The 17311-nt window shown below is 35.0% G+C and carries 19 protein-coding genes; 14 read left to right on the top strand and 5 right to left on the bottom strand.

Features of this window, described 5'->3' with window-relative positions; all coding sequences use genetic code 11:
• Nucleotides 1-16 precede the first annotated feature (16 nt).
• Both R4Y45_RS05635 and R4Y45_RS05630 read left to right on the top strand, forming a co-directional pair.
• Nucleotides 17-832 carry an NAD kinase gene (locus tag R4Y45_RS05635; protein WP_339970137.1) on the top strand — a complete coding sequence of 272 codons (816 nt, stop codon included), beginning with the start codon at nt 17-19 and terminating at the stop codon, nt 830-832.
• On the top strand, nt 816-1709 hold the full coding sequence (locus R4Y45_RS05630; protein ID WP_339970134.1) for an RluA family pseudouridine synthase: 894 nt from the start codon (nt 816-818) through the stop codon (nt 1707-1709). The genes R4Y45_RS05635 and R4Y45_RS05630 overlap by 17 nt, the downstream gene beginning before the upstream one ends.
• A 19-nt stretch (nt 1710-1728) precedes the next feature.
• On the opposite strand, the gene R4Y45_RS05625 is transcribed toward R4Y45_RS05630, so the two are convergent.
• Entirely contained in the window at nt 1729-2697 is a 969-nt protein-coding gene (locus R4Y45_RS05625) for a GMP reductase (protein ID WP_339970132.1), read from the bottom strand.
• 217 nt (nt 2698-2914) lie between these two features.
• Here R4Y45_RS05625 and R4Y45_RS05620 point away from each other — a divergent pair, with 217 nt between their 5' ends.
• From R4Y45_RS05620 to R4Y45_RS05585, 8 genes are all read left to right on the top strand, one after another.
• Nucleotides 2915-4204, top strand: coding sequence for an adenylosuccinate synthase (locus R4Y45_RS05620; protein WP_339970130.1), 1290 nt, complete (start codon nt 2915-2917; stop codon nt 4202-4204).
• A 5-nt stretch (nt 4205-4209) separates the two neighbouring features.
• Complete coding sequence (gene purB, locus R4Y45_RS05615; RefSeq protein ID WP_339970128.1) at nt 4210-5505, top strand: adenylosuccinate lyase; 1296 nt, start codon at nt 4210-4212, stop codon at nt 5503-5505.
• Between the two features lie 137 nt (nt 5506-5642).
• Nucleotides 5643-8027: an endonuclease MutS2 gene (locus R4Y45_RS05610; RefSeq protein ID WP_339970126.1), complete on the top strand. Its 2385-nt coding sequence runs from the start codon at nt 5643-5645 to the stop codon at nt 8025-8027.
• An 81-nt stretch (nt 8028-8108) separates the two neighbouring features.
• Nucleotides 8109-8420, top strand: a complete 312-nt coding sequence (gene trxA / locus R4Y45_RS05605; RefSeq protein WP_339970124.1) for a thioredoxin — start codon at nt 8109-8111, stop codon at nt 8418-8420.
• A 78-nt stretch (nt 8421-8498) separates the two neighbouring features.
• Nucleotides 8499-8744, top strand: coding sequence for a D-alanine--poly(phosphoribitol) ligase subunit 2 (gene dltC, locus R4Y45_RS05600; protein WP_339970122.1), 246 nt, complete (start codon nt 8499-8501; stop codon nt 8742-8744).
• A 15-nt stretch (nt 8745-8759) separates the two neighbouring features.
• Nucleotides 8760-9548, top strand: coding sequence for a glutamate racemase (gene murI / locus R4Y45_RS05595; RefSeq protein ID WP_339970119.1), 789 nt, complete (start codon nt 8760-8762; stop codon nt 9546-9548).
• Between the two features lie 11 nt (nt 9549-9559).
• Nucleotides 9560-10180 (top strand): XTP/dITP diphosphatase, encoded by a 621-nt coding sequence (locus R4Y45_RS05590; RefSeq protein ID WP_339970117.1) that lies wholly within the window; start codon nt 9560-9562, stop codon nt 10178-10180.
• Nucleotides 10173-10694 (top strand): metallophosphoesterase family protein, encoded by a 522-nt coding sequence (locus R4Y45_RS05585; RefSeq protein ID WP_339970114.1) that lies wholly within the window; start codon nt 10173-10175, stop codon nt 10692-10694. Before R4Y45_RS05590 ends, R4Y45_RS05585 begins: the two co-directional genes overlap by 8 nt.
• 40 nt (nt 10695-10734) lie before the next feature.
• On the opposite strand, the gene R4Y45_RS05580 is transcribed toward R4Y45_RS05585, so the two are convergent.
• A complete protein-coding gene (locus R4Y45_RS05580; protein WP_339970112.1) occupies nt 10735-11574 on the bottom strand; it encodes a mechanosensitive ion channel family protein in 840 nt (279 codons plus the stop codon).
• Between the two features lie 107 nt (nt 11575-11681).
• Between R4Y45_RS05580 and R4Y45_RS05575 the strand changes: the two genes are divergently transcribed.
• From R4Y45_RS05575 to R4Y45_RS05565, 3 genes are read left to right on the top strand one after another with little or no spacing between them, the layout of a single operon-like run.
• Nucleotides 11682-12092 (top strand): DUF948 domain-containing protein, encoded by a 411-nt coding sequence (locus R4Y45_RS05575; RefSeq protein ID WP_339970110.1) that lies wholly within the window; start codon nt 11682-11684, stop codon nt 12090-12092.
• A 25-nt stretch (nt 12093-12117) separates the two neighbouring features.
• The gene (locus R4Y45_RS05570) at nt 12118-12540 is read left to right on the top strand and encodes a YtxH domain-containing protein (RefSeq protein WP_339970108.1); all 423 of its coding nucleotides are present in this window, start codon (nt 12118-12120) and stop codon (nt 12538-12540) included.
• Nucleotides 12541-12600: 60 nt separating this feature from the next.
• Nucleotides 12601-13530, top strand: coding sequence for an alpha/beta hydrolase (locus tag R4Y45_RS05565; RefSeq protein WP_339970106.1), 930 nt, complete (start codon nt 12601-12603; stop codon nt 13528-13530).
• A 13-nt stretch (nt 13531-13543) separates the two neighbouring features.
• Here R4Y45_RS05565 and R4Y45_RS05560 read toward each other — a convergent pair whose 3' ends face one another.
• Nucleotides 13544-14650, bottom strand: coding sequence for a M24 family metallopeptidase (locus R4Y45_RS05560; RefSeq protein WP_339970104.1), 1107 nt, complete (start codon nt 14648-14650; stop codon nt 13544-13546).
• A gap of 149 nt (nt 14651-14799) precedes the next feature.
• Here R4Y45_RS05560 and R4Y45_RS05555 point away from each other — a divergent pair, with 149 nt between their 5' ends.
• Nucleotides 14800-15792: a substrate-binding domain-containing protein gene (locus tag R4Y45_RS05555; RefSeq protein ID WP_339970101.1), complete on the top strand. Its 993-nt coding sequence runs from the start codon at nt 14800-14802 to the stop codon at nt 15790-15792.
• Nucleotides 15793-15818: 26 nt separating this feature from the next.
• On the opposite strand, the gene R4Y45_RS05550 is transcribed toward R4Y45_RS05555, so the two are convergent.
• A complete protein-coding gene (locus tag R4Y45_RS05550; RefSeq protein WP_339970099.1) occupies nt 15819-16487 on the bottom strand; it encodes a type 1 glutamine amidotransferase in 669 nt (222 codons plus the stop codon).
• 75 nt (nt 16488-16562) lie between these two features.
• Nucleotides 16563-17303 (bottom strand): LytR/AlgR family response regulator transcription factor, encoded by a 741-nt coding sequence (locus R4Y45_RS05545; protein ID WP_339970096.1) that lies wholly within the window; start codon nt 17301-17303, stop codon nt 16563-16565.
• Nucleotides 17304-17311 lie beyond the last annotated feature (8 nt).

Genomic DNA, 17311 nt, shown 5'->3' with positions numbered 1-17311 from the left:
AATTGGAGGCTTTTCGTTGAAAGTCGCAATTATTAGTAACGAAAAAGAAATATCACAAAATGTTGTCAGTGAGCTCAAGCATGAACTAAACCGTTGCCAAATTGAACTCAATCAAGAAAATCCTGATTTAGTCATCACTGTTGGTGGAGATGGAACTTTAATTGGGGCGTTTCATCAATATGCTCATATGGTTGATCACATTCGATTTATCGGTGTTCATACGGGGCACCTCGGATTTTATACAGATTGGCGTAACTATGAGATAAAAGAACTGGTTAAAGCAATTGTTGAACAAGAACCCACATCAGTTAGTTATCCATTGCTTGAAGTTCATATTGAAGAAGAGGGTGCTTGCACGAGGCACTATCTTTCATTGAATGAATCAACTATTAAACGTGTTTCACAAACTTTAAAAACCGATGTTTATATCAAAAACGAATTTTTTGAACGGTTTAGAGGAGATGGGGTCTGTATTTCAACACCTACTGGGTCAACGGCTTATGGCAAGTCGCTAGGGGGAGCTGTTATTCACCCAAGACTAAAGACATTGCAATTAACTGAGATTGCCTCAATTAATAATCGCTTATTTAGAACGCTTTCTTCACCTATTATTATTGCACCTGATGAGTGGATTACGCTATTACCAGAGCATGTAGATGATTATGTTGTGACGATTGACTCAAAAGAAATTAAGCATCATGCTGTACGTCGGATTACTTATAGAATATCTGATAAGCAAATCCATTTTGCTAAATATCGTCATACACATTTTTGGTCAAGAGTCGAAGATTCATTTTTAGGACAAAAGAAAAACAATGATACGTTATTATAAATTTAGGGTTGAAGACAAAAGGACAACAGTTGGTAAATACTTGAGAAAACAAGGGATTTCAAAACGTGCGTTGATTAATTGTCGTCATAATGGTGGTTTTATTTTAGTTAACAAGAAAAGAAGAATGACATCTTATGCCGTTAAGGCAGGAGATGTCATTCATTTTGTTCCCGGTATAGAACCAGAAAATAAAAAAGTTAAGGCAGTTGATAAATCACTAGATATCTTATATGAAGATGAGTTGTTTTTGATTATTAATAAACCTGCTGGTTTACTGTCAACGCCTTCTAAATCTGATTTAACAGATTCAGTAGTTAATCGGTTACTAAGCTATTTTCAAACGCAATCAATCACAACCAAGCCGCATGTTATTACAAGGTTAGATAAAGACACGAGTGGGTGTTTATTAGTGGCAAAAGATGCCATCGGTCATGCTTTCATCCAACAAAGCAAGCTTGATAAATATTATTTAGCTTTAATTCAAACTGATGACCAGTTACAGCAGATTCCTGCTGTTATCGACCGCCCAATTGCAAGAGTATCAGGGGATGCAATCAAAAGAGAAGTGTCCACGAAGGGCAAAGAATCGCAAACAGAGTATCAACTAGTTCAAAAAGGACCGAACTGTAGTTTAGTTCGTTTAAAGTTGAGAACAGGTCGTACTCATCAAATACGGGTACATTTAGCGAGTTTAGGTTATCCGTTGTTAGGAGATCAATTATATGGTGGACAAACAGTCGATTTAAAGCGTCAAGCCTTACACGCTAGTCAGATTAGCTTTAACCATCCACTAACTCAGCAAAAAGTTAAGGCTCAAGCACCACTACCACAAGATTTAGCGTTAATTTGTCAAAAAGAGCAGATAAAAACACCGTAGAATTTTCTACGGTGTTTTTTTATTGTTGTACAATGCCATGATTTAAAATGACGTAATCAACATCTTTTAGACTTGAAAGTTCATTACCACCAGCGTAAGAAACAGCTGATTGTAAATCTTGTTGCATTTCTTTAAGGGTGCGTTTGATATCGCCGCGGTAATCGATAAGCATTTGCTTACCTTCAACATTTTCATATTTACCTTTTTGCGTATCTGAAGCAGAACCCCAGTATTGTTTGTATAGTTTGCCGTCAATTTTAATTACTTGACCAGGAGATTGTTCGTGTCCAGCAAATAAAGAACCGACCATAATCATAGTTGCACCAAACTTAATTGACTTAGCTAAGTCACCGTTGTGGCGAATACCGCCATCAGCAATAATGGGTTTAGTTGCGACTTCAGCACACCACTTAATAGCTGATAGTTGCCAGTAAGCTGTTCCAAAACCAGTTTTTAGTTTAGTGATACAAGCTTTACCAGGACCAACCCCCACTTTAGTAGCGTCAGCACCAGCAGCTTCTAAATCACGGACACCTTCTGGAGTTGCAACATTACCTGCAATAACAAAACTTTCAGGAAGTTTTTCTTTAATATATTTAATCATATTGATAACAGAGTCCGAATGACCGTGTGCAATATCAATTGTGATATATTCAGGAGTTAAATTTTGTTGAGCCAATTGATCAACTAACTCATATTCAGGTTCTTTAATCCCTAAGCTAATAGAAGCGAATAATCCTTTAGCTTGCATCTCTTGAACAAAGGCTAGTCTTGTCTCAGGTTCAAAACGGTGCATCACATAAAAGTAGTCACGTTCAGCTAAGAAAATGGCTAGTTTTGTATCGATCACGCTTTGCATATTAGCGGGGACAACAGGTATTTTAAATGTTCGGTTACCTAATTTAACCGTCGTGTCGACTTCTGAACGGCTGTTTACAATACATTTTTTAGGTAAAAGTTGGATATCATCGTAATCAAAAGGGTACAAAATAATTCCTCCACATTTTTAATGTTCATTTAACGAAAATTTAAACGTTCGCTACCTCAATAATATAAGCAAATAAATATTAAAAGTCAATGATTTGAAATATTAAAAAACGAATAAATATTATATTTAACTAGTTAAATATCTGTTAATTGTTTGACTAAATGTTAACTTATTGCTAAACTTATTTACGGTTTAAAAAGTTAAATGAGGTGGCCAAATGTCAGGAATAGTTTTAATTGGAAGTCAATGGGGTGACGAAGGAAAAGGTAAAATTACCGATTTCTTAAGTAAACAAGCCGATATGGTTGTTCGTTACCAAGGTGGAAATAATGCAGGACATACAATTGTTTTTGAGGATAAAACCTACAAACTACATTTGATTCCGTCAGGTATTTTAGGAAAAGATCAATTAGCAGTTATCGGCAACGGCGTTGTCGTAAACCCTAAAGCATTGCTTAAAGAAATTCATTATTTAAATGACAATGCAATTACAACTGATAACTTGAGAATTTCTAACCGTGCTCACGTTATTTTGCCTTACCATATTCTATTAGACGAATATCAAGAAGATAAAAGACAAGACCAAAAGATTGGAACGACACGTAACGGAATTGGTCCTGCTTATATGGATAAAGCGAGTCGTGTTGGAATCAGAATGGCTGATTTGTTAGATAAGGATGTTTTCTATGAAAAACTAAAACTTAATCTAGCTGAAAAGAACGAACTATTCGAAAAACTCTACCAAAAATCAGGACTTGATTTTGATGAAATTTTTGAAGCTTACTATGACTATGGTCAACAATTAAAAGATTATGTTGTCGATACGTCTGTATTGATTACAGAAGCTTTACATGAAAATAAAAAAGTATTATTTGAAGGTGCACAAGGTGTGATGCTTGATGTCGATCACGGAACTTATCCTTATGTTACTTCTTCAAATCCAACAGCTGGAGGAGCCATTGTTGGTTCGGGTGTATCATCACAAGAAATTGACAATGTTGTAGCTGTTACAAAAGCTTACTCAACTCGTGTTGGCGAAGGTCCTTTCCCAACCGAAATTGAAGGCGAAATTGGTGATCAAATTCGTGAAATTGGTCGTGAATACGGTACTGTTACAAAACGTCCACGTCGTATTGGTTGGGCAGATACTGTTGCATTAAGACATGCTGTACGTGTATCAGGTTTGAAACAACTAAGTGTGAACTTACTAGATGTTTTATCTGGTTTTGACACCTTAAAAATTGCGACAGGCTACCGCTTAAATGGGGAAGAAATTGATTACTACCCAGCAAGTTTAGTTGAATTATCAAAAGTTGAACCTATCTATGAAACATTGCCAGGATGGCATGAAGATATTACAAAAGTTGAACGTTTTGAAGATTTACCAGAAAATGCTAAAAATTATGTTAAAAGATTATGCGAACTAACAGGACTTGATTTATTCACTGTTTCTGTTGGACCTGATCGTGATCAAACAATGGTACTAAAAGATATCTGGGAGGATTAATTGATATGTTAGAACGTTACGCGCGTCAAGAAATGATGGACATTTGGTCATTAAAAGCACGTTATCAAGCTTGGCTTGAAGTTGAAGTGGCTGCTACTAATGCTTGGGTAACTGTGGGCGAAGTACCAGCAGAAGATGCTAAAAAAATTGCAGAAAATGCTGATTTTTCAGTAGAACGTATTGCAGAAATCGAAGCGGTAACACGTCACGATATTGTTGCTTTCACTCGTAATGTTTCAGAATATTTAGGACCAGAAAAAAAATGGGTGCATTTTGGATTAACAAGTACAGACGTTGTTGATACAGCTAATGGGGTAATACTTAAAAAGGCAAATAAAATTTTGCTAGATGACTTAGATCGTTTTATTGAAATTCTAAGAAAACAAGCATTAAAATATAAAGATACTGTGATGATGGGAAGAACCCATGGTGTGCATGCTGAACCAACGACATTTGGTTTAAAGATTGCACGTTGGTATTCAGAAATGAAACGTCAACGTGAACGTTTTGTTCGTGTAGCAGAAGAGGTTGCAGTTGGTAAAATTAGTGGTGCTGTCGGAACATATGCCAATGTGCCACCACAAGTTGAAGAATCCATGATGAAAGAAATTGGGTTAAAACCAATGGATATTGCAAGCCAAGTACTACCACGTGATTTGTATGCTGACTATATGTCAACACTGGCTTTAATTGCGACAAGTCTTGAAACTTTTGCGACTGAAGTTCGTAGTTTACAACGTTCAGAAATCCATGAAGTAGAAGAATTTTTCAACGAAGGTCAAAAAGGCTCTTCAGCAATGCCACATAAACGTAATCCAATTGGTTCAGAAAATATTAGTGGCTTAGCACGTGTAATTCGTGGTTATGTTCAACCCGCATTAGAAGATATGCCACTTTGGCATGAACGTGATATTTCACATTCATCTGTTGAACGTATTATCTTACCTGATGCTACAACTCTACTAGATTACATGTTGAATCGCTTCTCAAATATTGTTGAAAACTTAACCGTTTTCCCTAAAACAATGAAAGACAATATGTCAAAAACATATGGTTTAATCTACAGTCAGCGTTTACTACTAAAACTGGTTGAAAAAGGATTATCTCGTGAAGAAGCTTACGATTTAGTACAGCCGTTAACTGCGATGTCATGGGATGAAAAGAAACAATTCAGACCGCTAGTAGAAGCAACAGAAGCCATCACGAAACACTTGACTGCTGAAGACTTGGATGATGCTTTTGATTATAATTATCATTTGCGTCATGTTGATGATATCTTCAAAAAAGTAGGATTAAGCTAGCACTAACTTTTAGTGTTCAACTATTGCACTTTGAGGTCATCACCGCTAAAATTAGTAGTGTAGTGAAACAACTGTTAAATGAATATAAATAAAGAATAGGCCTAATCTGGGCCTATTCTTTTTTGGAAGGAACTGTTATGAATTCAAAAATATTAAAGACGCTGGAATTTGATAAAATTACAAGTCAGTTAAGTGAATTAACGGTAACAGATAATGCAAAAAATAAAGCCCAAAATTTATTACCTCATAAAACCTATCAAGGTGTAAAAGAAGAGCTAGCTAAAACATTAGATGCTGTTAATCTGCTGAGAATCAAAGGACGCTTACCAATTGTGGCCTATCAAGATATTGCGCCAATCATTAAACGTCTCAAATTAGAAAATGCGACATTAAATGCTAAAGAACTCTCAACGATTAGTTTATTACTCTCTATTATGCGAGATGTCTTAACCTTTTTAGATTTTGATCCAAAAGACTATGAGCTAGGTCTTACAGCTTTAATGGGCTTAATTGCTGATGTTGACTTGCCACTTGAATTAACTAAACGTTTAGAAAAAACATTTGATAGCGAAGGTAATGTGTTAGACACAGCTAGTCAAACGCTAAAATCTATTCGTCATCATTACCAAAAAACAGAAGATAATATTCGTCAGCAAATGGAGTCTTACTTAAAAGGTAGTACAGCTAACTATCTAAGTGAAGCAATCATTACTATTCGTGATAATCGTTTAGTTCTACCTGTTAAAGCCAGTCATCGTGGTAAATTTGGTGGGATTGTTCATGACCAAAGTGCCACAGGTCAAACGTTATTTATCGAACCAGGTAAAATAGTTGATTTGAACAATAATTTACAAGAGTTAACGGCTCGAGAAAAGATGGAAATTCGTCGTATTCTAGAGGAATTAACTAATTGGACTCGAGAAGAGATGTCGGCTATTGAAAACATCGATGAAAAAGTCGCAACGCTTGATTTTATTCAAGCCAAAGCCTTACTAGCTAATCAAATGAAGGCAGTTGAACCCGTTTTAAATAACAATCATGCCATTAAATTGAACAAAGCACGTCATCCATTAATCGACTCTGATAAAGTTGTAGCTAACGATATTATTTTGGGTGAAGATTATGACTTTATGTTGATTACAGGTCCTAACACTGGTGGTAAAACAATCAGTCTGAAAACAGTCGGTTTGTTACAACTAATGGCACAATCAGGACTATTTATTTCAGCAAAAGAATATAGTGAAGTTGGTGTCTTTAGTGAGATTTTTGCGGATATTGGTGATGAACAATCTATTGAACAAAACTTAAGTACGTTCTCCTCACATATGGATAATATTATTAATATCATGTCAGAGGCTAACCAAGATAGTTTAATTTTACTTGATGAGTTAGGTTCAGGGACTGATCCAGAAGAAGGGTCAGACTTAGCTATTTCAATTTTAGATCACTTTAAGAAACTACAAGTGAAGTTAATGGCAACAACTCACTATCCTGAATTGAAACTATATGCGTATAATCGTGATCGAACAACCAATGCTAGCATGGAATTTGATGTTGACTCCTTGAGTCCAACGTACCATTTATTACTAGGCGTTCCTGGTTATAGTAATGCATTTGAAATTGCCAAGAGATTAGGGATGCCAACAGAAGTCATTAATCAAGCTAAAAGTTTACGTCAAGATCAAAGCAGTGATTTAAATGATATGATTAAAAAATTAGCTGATGAAACAAAAAAAGCCACTGAACTTAAAGAAGAGTTTGAACAAAAGGTACAAGATTCAAAAGAGACTTATGAAAAATTAAGTCAAGGGTTGGACTTTTATCACCGTAATGTTAATCGCGAAATTGAAAAATCAAAAGAAAAAGCTGATGAAACAATCCGAAAAGCTCAGCAAAAAGCTGATGAAATTATTAAACAACTGCAAAATTATCAACAGCAAGCTAAATCAAAAGAAGGTGTCAAAGAAGATCAGTTAATTGCAGCTAAAGGTCAATTAAACCAACTTCGTGATAATAACTTGAAGCATAATAAAGTGCTAAGACGAGAGAAGAAAAAACAAGTTATTAAACAAAATGATCAAGTTAAAGTGCTAGCCTATGGCCAAGTCGGAACGGTTACCAAAGTTTTAGATGATAACCATTTTGAAGTTCAAATTGGCGCACTAAAAGTTAAAGTATCCGCTAAAGATATCGAGAAATTATCACAATCAAAAGCAAATAAAGCAACGCAACCTAAACAGCAAAAGATTAAGAAAACACGTTCGATTAATCTTCGCTCAACACGTGCATCCCTTGATCTTCGAGGTCAACGTTATGATGAAGCAATGATGAACTTAGATCGTTATATTGATGAAGCCTTGCTTTCTAACTTTGATAGTGTCACAATTATCCATGGAATCGGAACGGGTGCGATTCGAAACGGTGTTAACCAATACCTTAAACGTCACTCAAGCGTTAAAAACTTTGGTTATGCACCAGAAGGTAACGGTGGTTCTGGTGCAACAATTGTCGAATTTAAATAATAACTTCTACTTGCAAAAAGTAAGTGGATTGCGTTAAACTATAGTTAACAACAAATTAGCAAATTAGGAGGCAAAAAGATTATGGTTAAAGAAATAACAGATCAAAACTTTGCACAAGAAACAGATAACGGTGTGACATTGGTAGACTTTTGGGCAACTTGGTGTGGTCCATGTCGCATGCAATCTCCAATTATTGAAGATTTAGCTGAAGAAATGGACAACGTTAACTTCACTAAAATGGACGTTGATGAAAATCCTAAAACACCACAATCATTTGGTATTATGGCAATTCCAACCTTGATGATTAAAAAAGATGGTGAAGTTGTTGAAAAATTAACAGGTTACCAAGCTAAAGAACAATTACGTTCAAAATTAGAAGAATACACTGCTTAGTTTTCTAAATACAAAAAATCCCTTATAATGATGTTATAAGGGATTTTTTTATAGTCTAAAAGAGCAGGGGGATTGGCAATGATAGATAGACAAAAATTCTACACGATTTTAAATCAAGTAACTCAACAACGGCGACTTCAAGATTCACCTGATGTTAATCTTTACCAGACTCGTATTTTGGATGATTTAAAAACGGTTCAATTGATTTATGCGTTTAATAATCAATTGGGATTAGATATTTCAGCTAATGATTACGATGAAAAATTGTGGCAAACACCTAATAAGATTTTGAATCAATTAGAGATATTATCACAAACTAAATAGAGGAATGGTGATTTTTTGGATAATCGACCAATTGGATTATTAGATTCAGGCTTAGGAGGATTGAGTGTTTTAAAACAAGTAAAAAAGGCACTGCCTCATGAATCAACAATATATATCGGCGACCAAGCACACTTACCCTATGGGAATAAAAGTGCCAGTGAAATTATTCGATTAACTCAAAAATTAGTCGACTTTTTAATTCAACAAAATGTTAAATTAATTGTTTTTGCCTGTAATACGGCAACGGCAACGGCAATGACAACTATTCAACAACAAGTGGATATTCCAATCATTGGTGTTATTTCAGCAGGGAGTGAGATTGCCTCTAACCAAACTAAGTCTCATCAGATTGCCGTGATTGCAACACAAGCAACCATTAATTCTGGTGCATATGAACAAGCCTTAAAAGCTATTGATAGTCAATATGAAGTGGTTTCATTAGCAACGCCAGACTTGGTGCCAGCAATTGAAAACGATGTGAGTGATTTACAGCTTGTTATTCACGAAAGTTTACAAGCACTTTGTGGCCAGTCTTTTGATACGTTGATACTAGGTTGTACTCATTATCCTTTAATTCGAAATCAAATTAGCCAAGAATTTGCCGACAAAGCGATAATGATTGTTGATCCTGCTGAAGGCATCTGCCAACAAATTAGGTGTTTTCTTAAGCAAAAGGATGCTTTTGCATCGGGTAGTCAGACAATTAATTATGGCTACACAACTGGCTCAAAAGAAGCGTTTGAAGGTGCTGCTCAAAAGTGGGTAGGCCAAACATTTGACGATATTAAACAAGTCACAATATGAAAGGATTTAAAATGACTAAGTTATTAATTGCGACAACTAACCAAGGAAAAGTAAAAGAACTCAATCAATTATTAAAAGATACCGATTATGAAATCGTATCTTTAGCAGATTTAGAAAATCCACCTCATGTACAAGAAACCGGTCGAACATTTGAACAAAACGCCAAATTAAAAGCGCGTGCTTTGGCAGAATATAGTCAATTGCCAACAATAGCAGATGATTCAGGGTTGTGTGTTCAGGCACTACATAATGCACCTGGTGTATTTTCAGCTCGCTATGCAGGTGAACCACAAAATCCAGCAAGAAACAATGCTAAGTTACTAAGTGAATTAGGTGGCGTACCTGATGAAAAACGCCAAGCAAGTTTTCATACAACTATTGTCGTGAGTTTTCCCAATCAACCAGACCATGATTTAGTTGTGGAAGGGGAACTGACTGGTCGCATTACAGCTATTCCAAGAGGTGATGCCGGTTTTGGCTATGATCCTTTATTCTTTGTCGAAGATAAACAAAAAACATTAGCTCAAATGACGCTTGATGAAAAAAATGAAATTAGTCATAGAGGACTAGCGTTTAAACAATTGGCTGAACAATTGCCACAATGGTTAAAGGACCGTCAAAAAAATGACTAAGCTATTAATTATGAGTGATACTCATGGCGAGACATCCTTAATGAAACAAGTTATCAAACGCCATCAAGCTGAAGTTGATAAAGTCATTCATGCAGGCGATGGTCAGTTTCAATCATCTGGAGATGTTACTGATATTATTGCTGTGCATGGTAATATGACTGAAGTAATTGATTTGCCAGATGAAGCTCATTTAAAAATTGATGATGGTGGCCTTTTGCTAATGCATGGTCATCTGGATGATAATATTGCTTATAATCCGATGCGATTACAGTTTAAAGGGCTGGAAAACCAGACTAATGTTTTAGTATTTGGTCATACGCATCAACCGTTTGTTTCTTATTTTGATGATTTATTATTACTTAATCCAGGATCACTGGCAAAGTCACGAGATGTTAGATTAAAAGCAACGGGGACTTATGCTATTTTGACCATCACTTCCCAGAAATATATGATTGATTTTTATAATCAATCAGGCGAGCTGTTACCTTCGCTTTCAACTCAGTATCAAAGATAATAAAAAAGACTGTTTTTATTAAACAGTCTTTTTTATTTGATTAAGATAAAGTTACGCTATTTGATTCTGGAATAACAATCCCATTCAATGAGAACTCTTTAAGATATCCTGATAAGAAGTCACGTTGAATTTGCCATTGTGTATCAGCTTTGGCATCAATCAGTGTTCGATAAGTTACCATGTTGCCTGATTGTTTAATTGCACCAATAAAACGAGGTTCACCAATAATATCTTTGTATTGAGGTGTCATTTCAGCGTGGACATGATCTACCATTTTTTGAACATCATCGATATTAACATCAGTTGGTAAGTCAAAGTTCACAATCCCACGCATATTACCACGATTGCTGTTTGAAACAATCGTAATATTACGGTTAGGGATGTAATTCAAAGTACCATCCACTGATTGAACTTGTGTCGTTCTAATTCCAACCGAAGTTACTGTTCCAGAAACAGCACCAATTGTTACCCAATCACCAACATCAATTTGTTGTTCGGCTAAAATGAAGAAACCTGTCACAACATCATTGAAGAAGCCTTGGGCACCTAAACCAATAGCCACACTTAGGATTCCGGCACTGGCAAGTAGTGCATCAACAGGAAGTCCCATGATTTTGAGGACACCGTATATATAACAAAATAGAATAAAGTATTTGAAAACATTTCCTAAAAGAGATTCAATTGTTTTTTGACGACTCTTCTTCATTTTGGATTTTCCCTGTCTATTAAACGCTAGTTTAATTAAACGAATTCCCACTTTCCAAATAATTAAGAAAACGACTGAGGTAATAGCAATTTGGATTCCCATGTTGATTAGTGAATCTAAAATTTTATTCCAGTCAAAAATACCGGCAACGTTAGCTAAATGAAAATTCTGCATAATATATTCCTCCTAATGTTTATTTTAACATCTTTAAATTGCCGTTAACATAAATAAATGCTAAACTCTAAGAGTAAATACAAAAGTTAAAAATGGAGGTAATAGTAATGTCATATGGTGAACTAGCCGGGTTAATTGCTGCTATTGCATTTTTACTTTTAGTTGTCTTTGCAGGAATCTTTTTGATGAGACTTGTGCAAACACTAAAAAAAGTAGACGAAACAATAGCACAAACAACAAAAACATTATCTAATGTCACAGATGATGTTGATTCTATTGCAATTCAAGCAGAGAATTTGATGGCCAAATCAAATGTTTTATTAAATAACATTAATAATAAAACACGTGAATTAGATCCAGTCTTTAAAGCGGCTGCTGATTTGGGTATCAGTGTTTCAAAATTAAACGAAAGTACCACAAACGCTGCTTCACGTGTTTCAGGCTTAACTAAGAACATGGGTAAAGCGACTGTAGCTGGCGGTCTACTTAAACGTTTTAGAAGTAAAAAGAAAAGATAAACTTAATTAATAGGGGGACATTATCATGAGTACAGGTAAATTTATTTTCGGGTTTCTAGTAGGTGCTGCAACAGGGTTTGCTGCTTCAGCAATGGTTTCAGAAGAAACAAAAAATGAATTGGCTAAAAAAGGCCAAGATTTAAAAGAAAAAGCTTCAGATTATGCAACACAAGCATCTGAACAATTTTCAGATTATGCTAGCCAAGCTAAAGATAAAGCAGAAGAACTAAAAGCTACTTCTCAAGACAAGTTAGAAGATATTAAAGATAAATATGATCAATCTACAGACGCTTTAAAAGATCAAATTAAACGTCACGCTAACCAAAACGATAACTCAGAAATTACTGATTTTGACGATATCGTTATTGATGGTAAACAAGCGTTTAACAAAGCAAAAGAATCTTCAAAACAAATGATTGATGATATTGATCGTGAAATCAAAAAATAATTAATTTTTAACGGCAAGGGCCAGTAGCCTTTGCCGTTTTTTTGTTGAAAGGGCAAATTAATGAAGCATTTGAAGTTTTTATCAGCAGATGAAAAAACAGCTGTTCATATGGTTTATTGGCTTCCAAAAAATCCGCCAATAGCAACTATTCAACTGGTGCATGGAATGGCTGAGTATAGTGAGCGTTATGATGACTTTGCTAGATATTTGACTAGACAGGGTTTTGCCGTGATTGGTCATGATCACTTGGGGCACGGGCAGTCAGTCAATAATCAAACAATACCTTACGGTTATTTTACGAAGCGTCGGCCTGATGAAGTTCTTATTTCAGATATTAAGCAGGTGTCAGATTGGGTAGCTGATACTTTTAAAAGTATTCCTCACATTATTTTAGGGCATAGCATGGGGTCTTTTGCTGTGAGAAATTATTTGCAACAACTGGGAACCTCCTCAAAATTAGCAGGTGTTATCCTGATGGGGACTGGCAAAAAACCACATGGGTTAGAAGTAGCAAGAGTCGTATCGGCAATTACGAAACGAGTTGCTCCTAAAAAAGTTAATCGACTCTTAAATAAGCTAGCCTTTGGCGGTTACGCACGTCATTTTGAGGAAGCGGGACAATTTAATTGGTTGAGTCAAAATCAAGCTAATGTTAAACAGTATGAAGAAAATCAATTAACGGGTTTTACTTTCACTAATAATGGATTTTATACTTTATTCAAATTGGTTGCTTTAGCTACGAGAAACTGTTGGGCTTATCAAGTTGATACTAACTTAGCTTATTTAGTGATTAGTGGAGCTGAAGATCCCGTTGGTCAGTATAGTAAAGGTCCCAAAAAAGTGGCTAATGAGTTAAAAGCAGCAAGGGCTTCATCAGTTGACCTCAGATTATTTAAAAATTTACGTCATGAAATTTTATTTGAACAAGAAAAAGAACAGGTTTATACAGCTATTATAACCTGGATACAAAAAAACATCTTACATAAGTAAGATGTTTTTTTGATTAATCTCTAACCATAATTTCAGTTAAATCTTTAGGTGTATGTGTAAATGAATTGAATTTTTCGTCATCTAGGTAACCACAGTCTTCAATTCTAACACCAGCTACACCGGGAATGTAGATACCTGGTTCGATTGAAAAGGCCATACCAGCTTTAAGTTCCAAATTATTGTGTTCCATTAGTGAAGGGTATTCGTGAGTGGAAGTTCCAATACCATGGCCTAAACGGTGGACAAAGTATTCACCGTAGCCAGCTTTTGTAATAACATCACGTGCAATTTTATCAAGTTCAGAAGCATAAACGCCAGGTTTAGCAGCTTCTTGAGCTGCAAGTTGTGCTTCTAAAACTACTTGATAAATTTCAAGTTCTTTTTCACTTGGTGTACCATAAGCAACGGTACGTGAAGCATCACTCATATAACCATGGTTAACAGTTCCTAAATCAAATAACACTAATTGATTTGGTTCAATTTGTGTATCTGTTGGAGCACCATGAGGATTTGAAGCGTTTTTACCAGCTTGAACAATTGTATCAAAACTCGTGTGCATTACCCCACGTTTTTGAAGTGCATATTCGATTTCTGCGACAACTTGTTTTTCACTAATGCCATTTCTTAAGGCGTTAAATCCAACTTGGAAAGCATAATCCGCATCTTGTCCTGCTTTAATCATCAAGTCAAGTTCATCTTGTGATTTGTAGAGCTGCATTTCTTGAATAAAGCGAGTTAAGCTGTGCTTGAATTGTGCAGTAGGAAACTCTTCTTGCATAGCTTCAAGTTTTTCAACAGGTAAACTATCTTTTTCCGTAGCCCATGAGATGTTTTCTTTTTGGCGGTCTTTGATGTGGTCTGCAATCAAAGCAAATGGATCTTGGTGGTCAAGGTAACCGAATACATCGTATTTAAATCCGGATGCTTTAGCAACTTCTACATCTAGTTGAGGTGTAAATAAGAATGGATCTGCATTTTTAAGAACAAATAGTCCTAAGATTCTTTCTTCAGGGTGAGATTCAAATCCAGTAAAGTAATGAACATTTTTAGGGTTACTGATATAAGCAACATCAATGTTATTATCATATAACCAGTTTTTCAGTTGATTAATTTTTTCCATAGATGACGTACCTTCTTTTCTTTTAAGTTTATTTTTTGATTATAGCACAATTTTTAATATTTTTATAATAAAGTAAGCGTTTGCAAAACTAGCGTAAATTTGCTAATTTTAAACTAGGAACTAGTGATGAATAGCGTGAGGATAAGTTTATGAAGAAAAGAACAATCACCATCTACGACGTAGCAAAAAAAGCAGATGTATCCATGGCGACTGTTTCAAGAGTTGTTAATGGTACAGGAAAAGTAAAAGAGGCTACGCGACAAAAAGTACAACAGATTATTAAAGATATGGGCTATCACCCAAATGCTGTGGCAAGGGGACTAGCCAGTCAAAAAACTACGACAATTGGTATCTTTTTACCTGATTTGAATAATGCCTACTTTAATGAACTAGCTCAAGGTATTGATGATGTATCAAAGCTTTACAATTATAATATTATTTTGATGAGTTCAAGTATTAGCCATCAAAACGAAAAAGACGTTCTAAGAAGTTTATTTTCCCAACAAGTTGATGGTATTGTCTACATGTCATACGATATTTCAGATGAAGTTTGTGATTTATTATATGAAAAAGGCATCCCAACAGTTTTAGCTGGAGTAGTTGACTATAAAAGACAGTTACCTTCTGTTAATATTGATTACAAACAAGCAACATATGATATCATGGAAAAATTTGCCGAATATCATGACTCAATTGCCTTAGTTGTGCAAGACAAAAGCACTAATGTTAATCGTGATTTTCGTTGTAAAGGAATGGCTGAAGCAGCTAAAAATCATTCAACTGTTCAATTTGAAGTGATTAGAGCAGGTTATGGGTATGAGAGTGGCTTAGCTGTTTTTGATGAGTTAAAAGCAAAAGACATTCAAGCTGTGCTAACAACTGACGATAGTGTAGCTATTGGTATTTTGAATGCTGCAAATGATCGAAGCATCAAAGTGCCAGAAGAACTTGAAGTGATGTCTGCCATGAACACTAAACTTGCGTTAATGGCAAGACCTGAGCTATCATCTATCAGCCAACCCTTATATGATATGGGTGCCGTAGCAATGCGAATGCTGACAAAATTAATGAAAAAAGAGCCCGTACAAAATCAACAAGTGATTTTGCCTCATGAAATTATTAATCGAAAAAGTACAAAATAAAAAACGCTATCAACAAGATAGCGTTTTTATTTTGTGATGAAGTCAAGCAGTTTAAACATCACGGTTTTATTTTCTTTTGGTACATCAAAATTTAAAATGTCTTCAGCAGTTTGACCAAGAATAGAATCTTTAATGTAAGCAAAATCATTAGTAACCATTTCTTTTACGTTCACATCTTCTGGTTCAAAGTGGAATTGAAGTCCAATGATATTATCATTTAAGATAAACCCTTGATTGGTTAAGTATTGGCTTGAGAAAAGTAATTTTGCTTCATGTGGGATTTGGAATGTTTCTTCATGCCAGTGAAGGGCAGTCAATTCTTTTGGAATATCTGGAATAATGTTAGATTCAAGATAGACTTTATCCCAACCCACTTCTTTGACGGGTGATTTAGTGACCGTATAACCAAGAGCTTTGGTAATTTGTTGGGCACCATAGCACGCACCAAAAATTGGTTTTTGCTGTTTAATGAGCGTTCTGATTAAATCTCTTTCTGCCATAATCCAATCGTCACTATCATTTGGACTCATTGGACCACCTAAAATAATTAGTAAGTCTGTTTCATCAGCTGTTGGCAAAACACCATTGTAAAAGTAAGGATGGTAGATAAAAAGGTCATGGTGATTTTCTTTTGCCCAAGCCCCAACAGAGCCAATCCCCTCATTTGGTGTATGTTGTAACACATTAATTCGCATTTTTTTGCACCTCTATTGTTCAATTTAATTGACCTAATTATACGCCGGTACTTGATGAAATACAAATTATTTAAATTATTTTAAAAAGAATTTTTTGATAGATTGGGTATATCGAATCGAAAATTTACAAGAAATTTGATTATCAAAAAAGAGTTCTCTTTTTGAAAAATCAATTTGTTCAATATTTGCAGGGTTAACCAGAGTTGTGCGACTGATTCTTAAAAGTTCGGGATACTGGATAACAATTTCTTTTAAAGTGCCGTAAAAAGAGTGGGAACTATTTTTTGTTTGAAGGGTAAGTTGATGATTTTTAGCCGATTTAATGAATAGAATTTCAGAAAAATTGAGATTATAAAGCATTGTGCCAACTTTAAATGAGAATAGCTGTTGTTTGTTTTGAAGTTGCTGATAGATTCTATTTTCGGTTAACTCCATCAATTTAAAAATCTCAGCTCTTAGTACAGTTTGAGATAAGGATTTGTCAACAAAACCAAGTATTTCGATATGTTGATGAACTGATTGTGTAATGACTGAATCATAATTTGAGATAAAAATAATTTTACCTTCAGGATCATTTTGACGAATAATTTTAGCTAAATCTAATCCTGTCAGTTTGTGATTTAATTCTAAGTCTAGGAAGTATAAACTATTTTGAGCTTGGGTTGATTCAAGTATTTGAACAAATTCATCAGGATTTGAAGTGACTAACGCTAATTTAAAGCGTTGTTCGTGAAAGAGCAAGTAATCTGAAATAATCGATTCAATAAGTGTTAAATATGTCGGATTATCTTCGCAAATATAAATCGAAATAGACATAATTCCTC

It is taken from the genome of Holzapfeliella saturejae, from assembly GCF_037546065.1.
In the GTDB taxonomy this organism is placed as follows: Bacteria; Bacillota; Bacilli; order Lactobacillales; family Lactobacillaceae; genus Holzapfeliella; species Holzapfeliella saturejae.
Note: the sequence above shows the minus strand (reverse complement) of the source record. Positions and strands in the feature narration are given on the sequence as shown.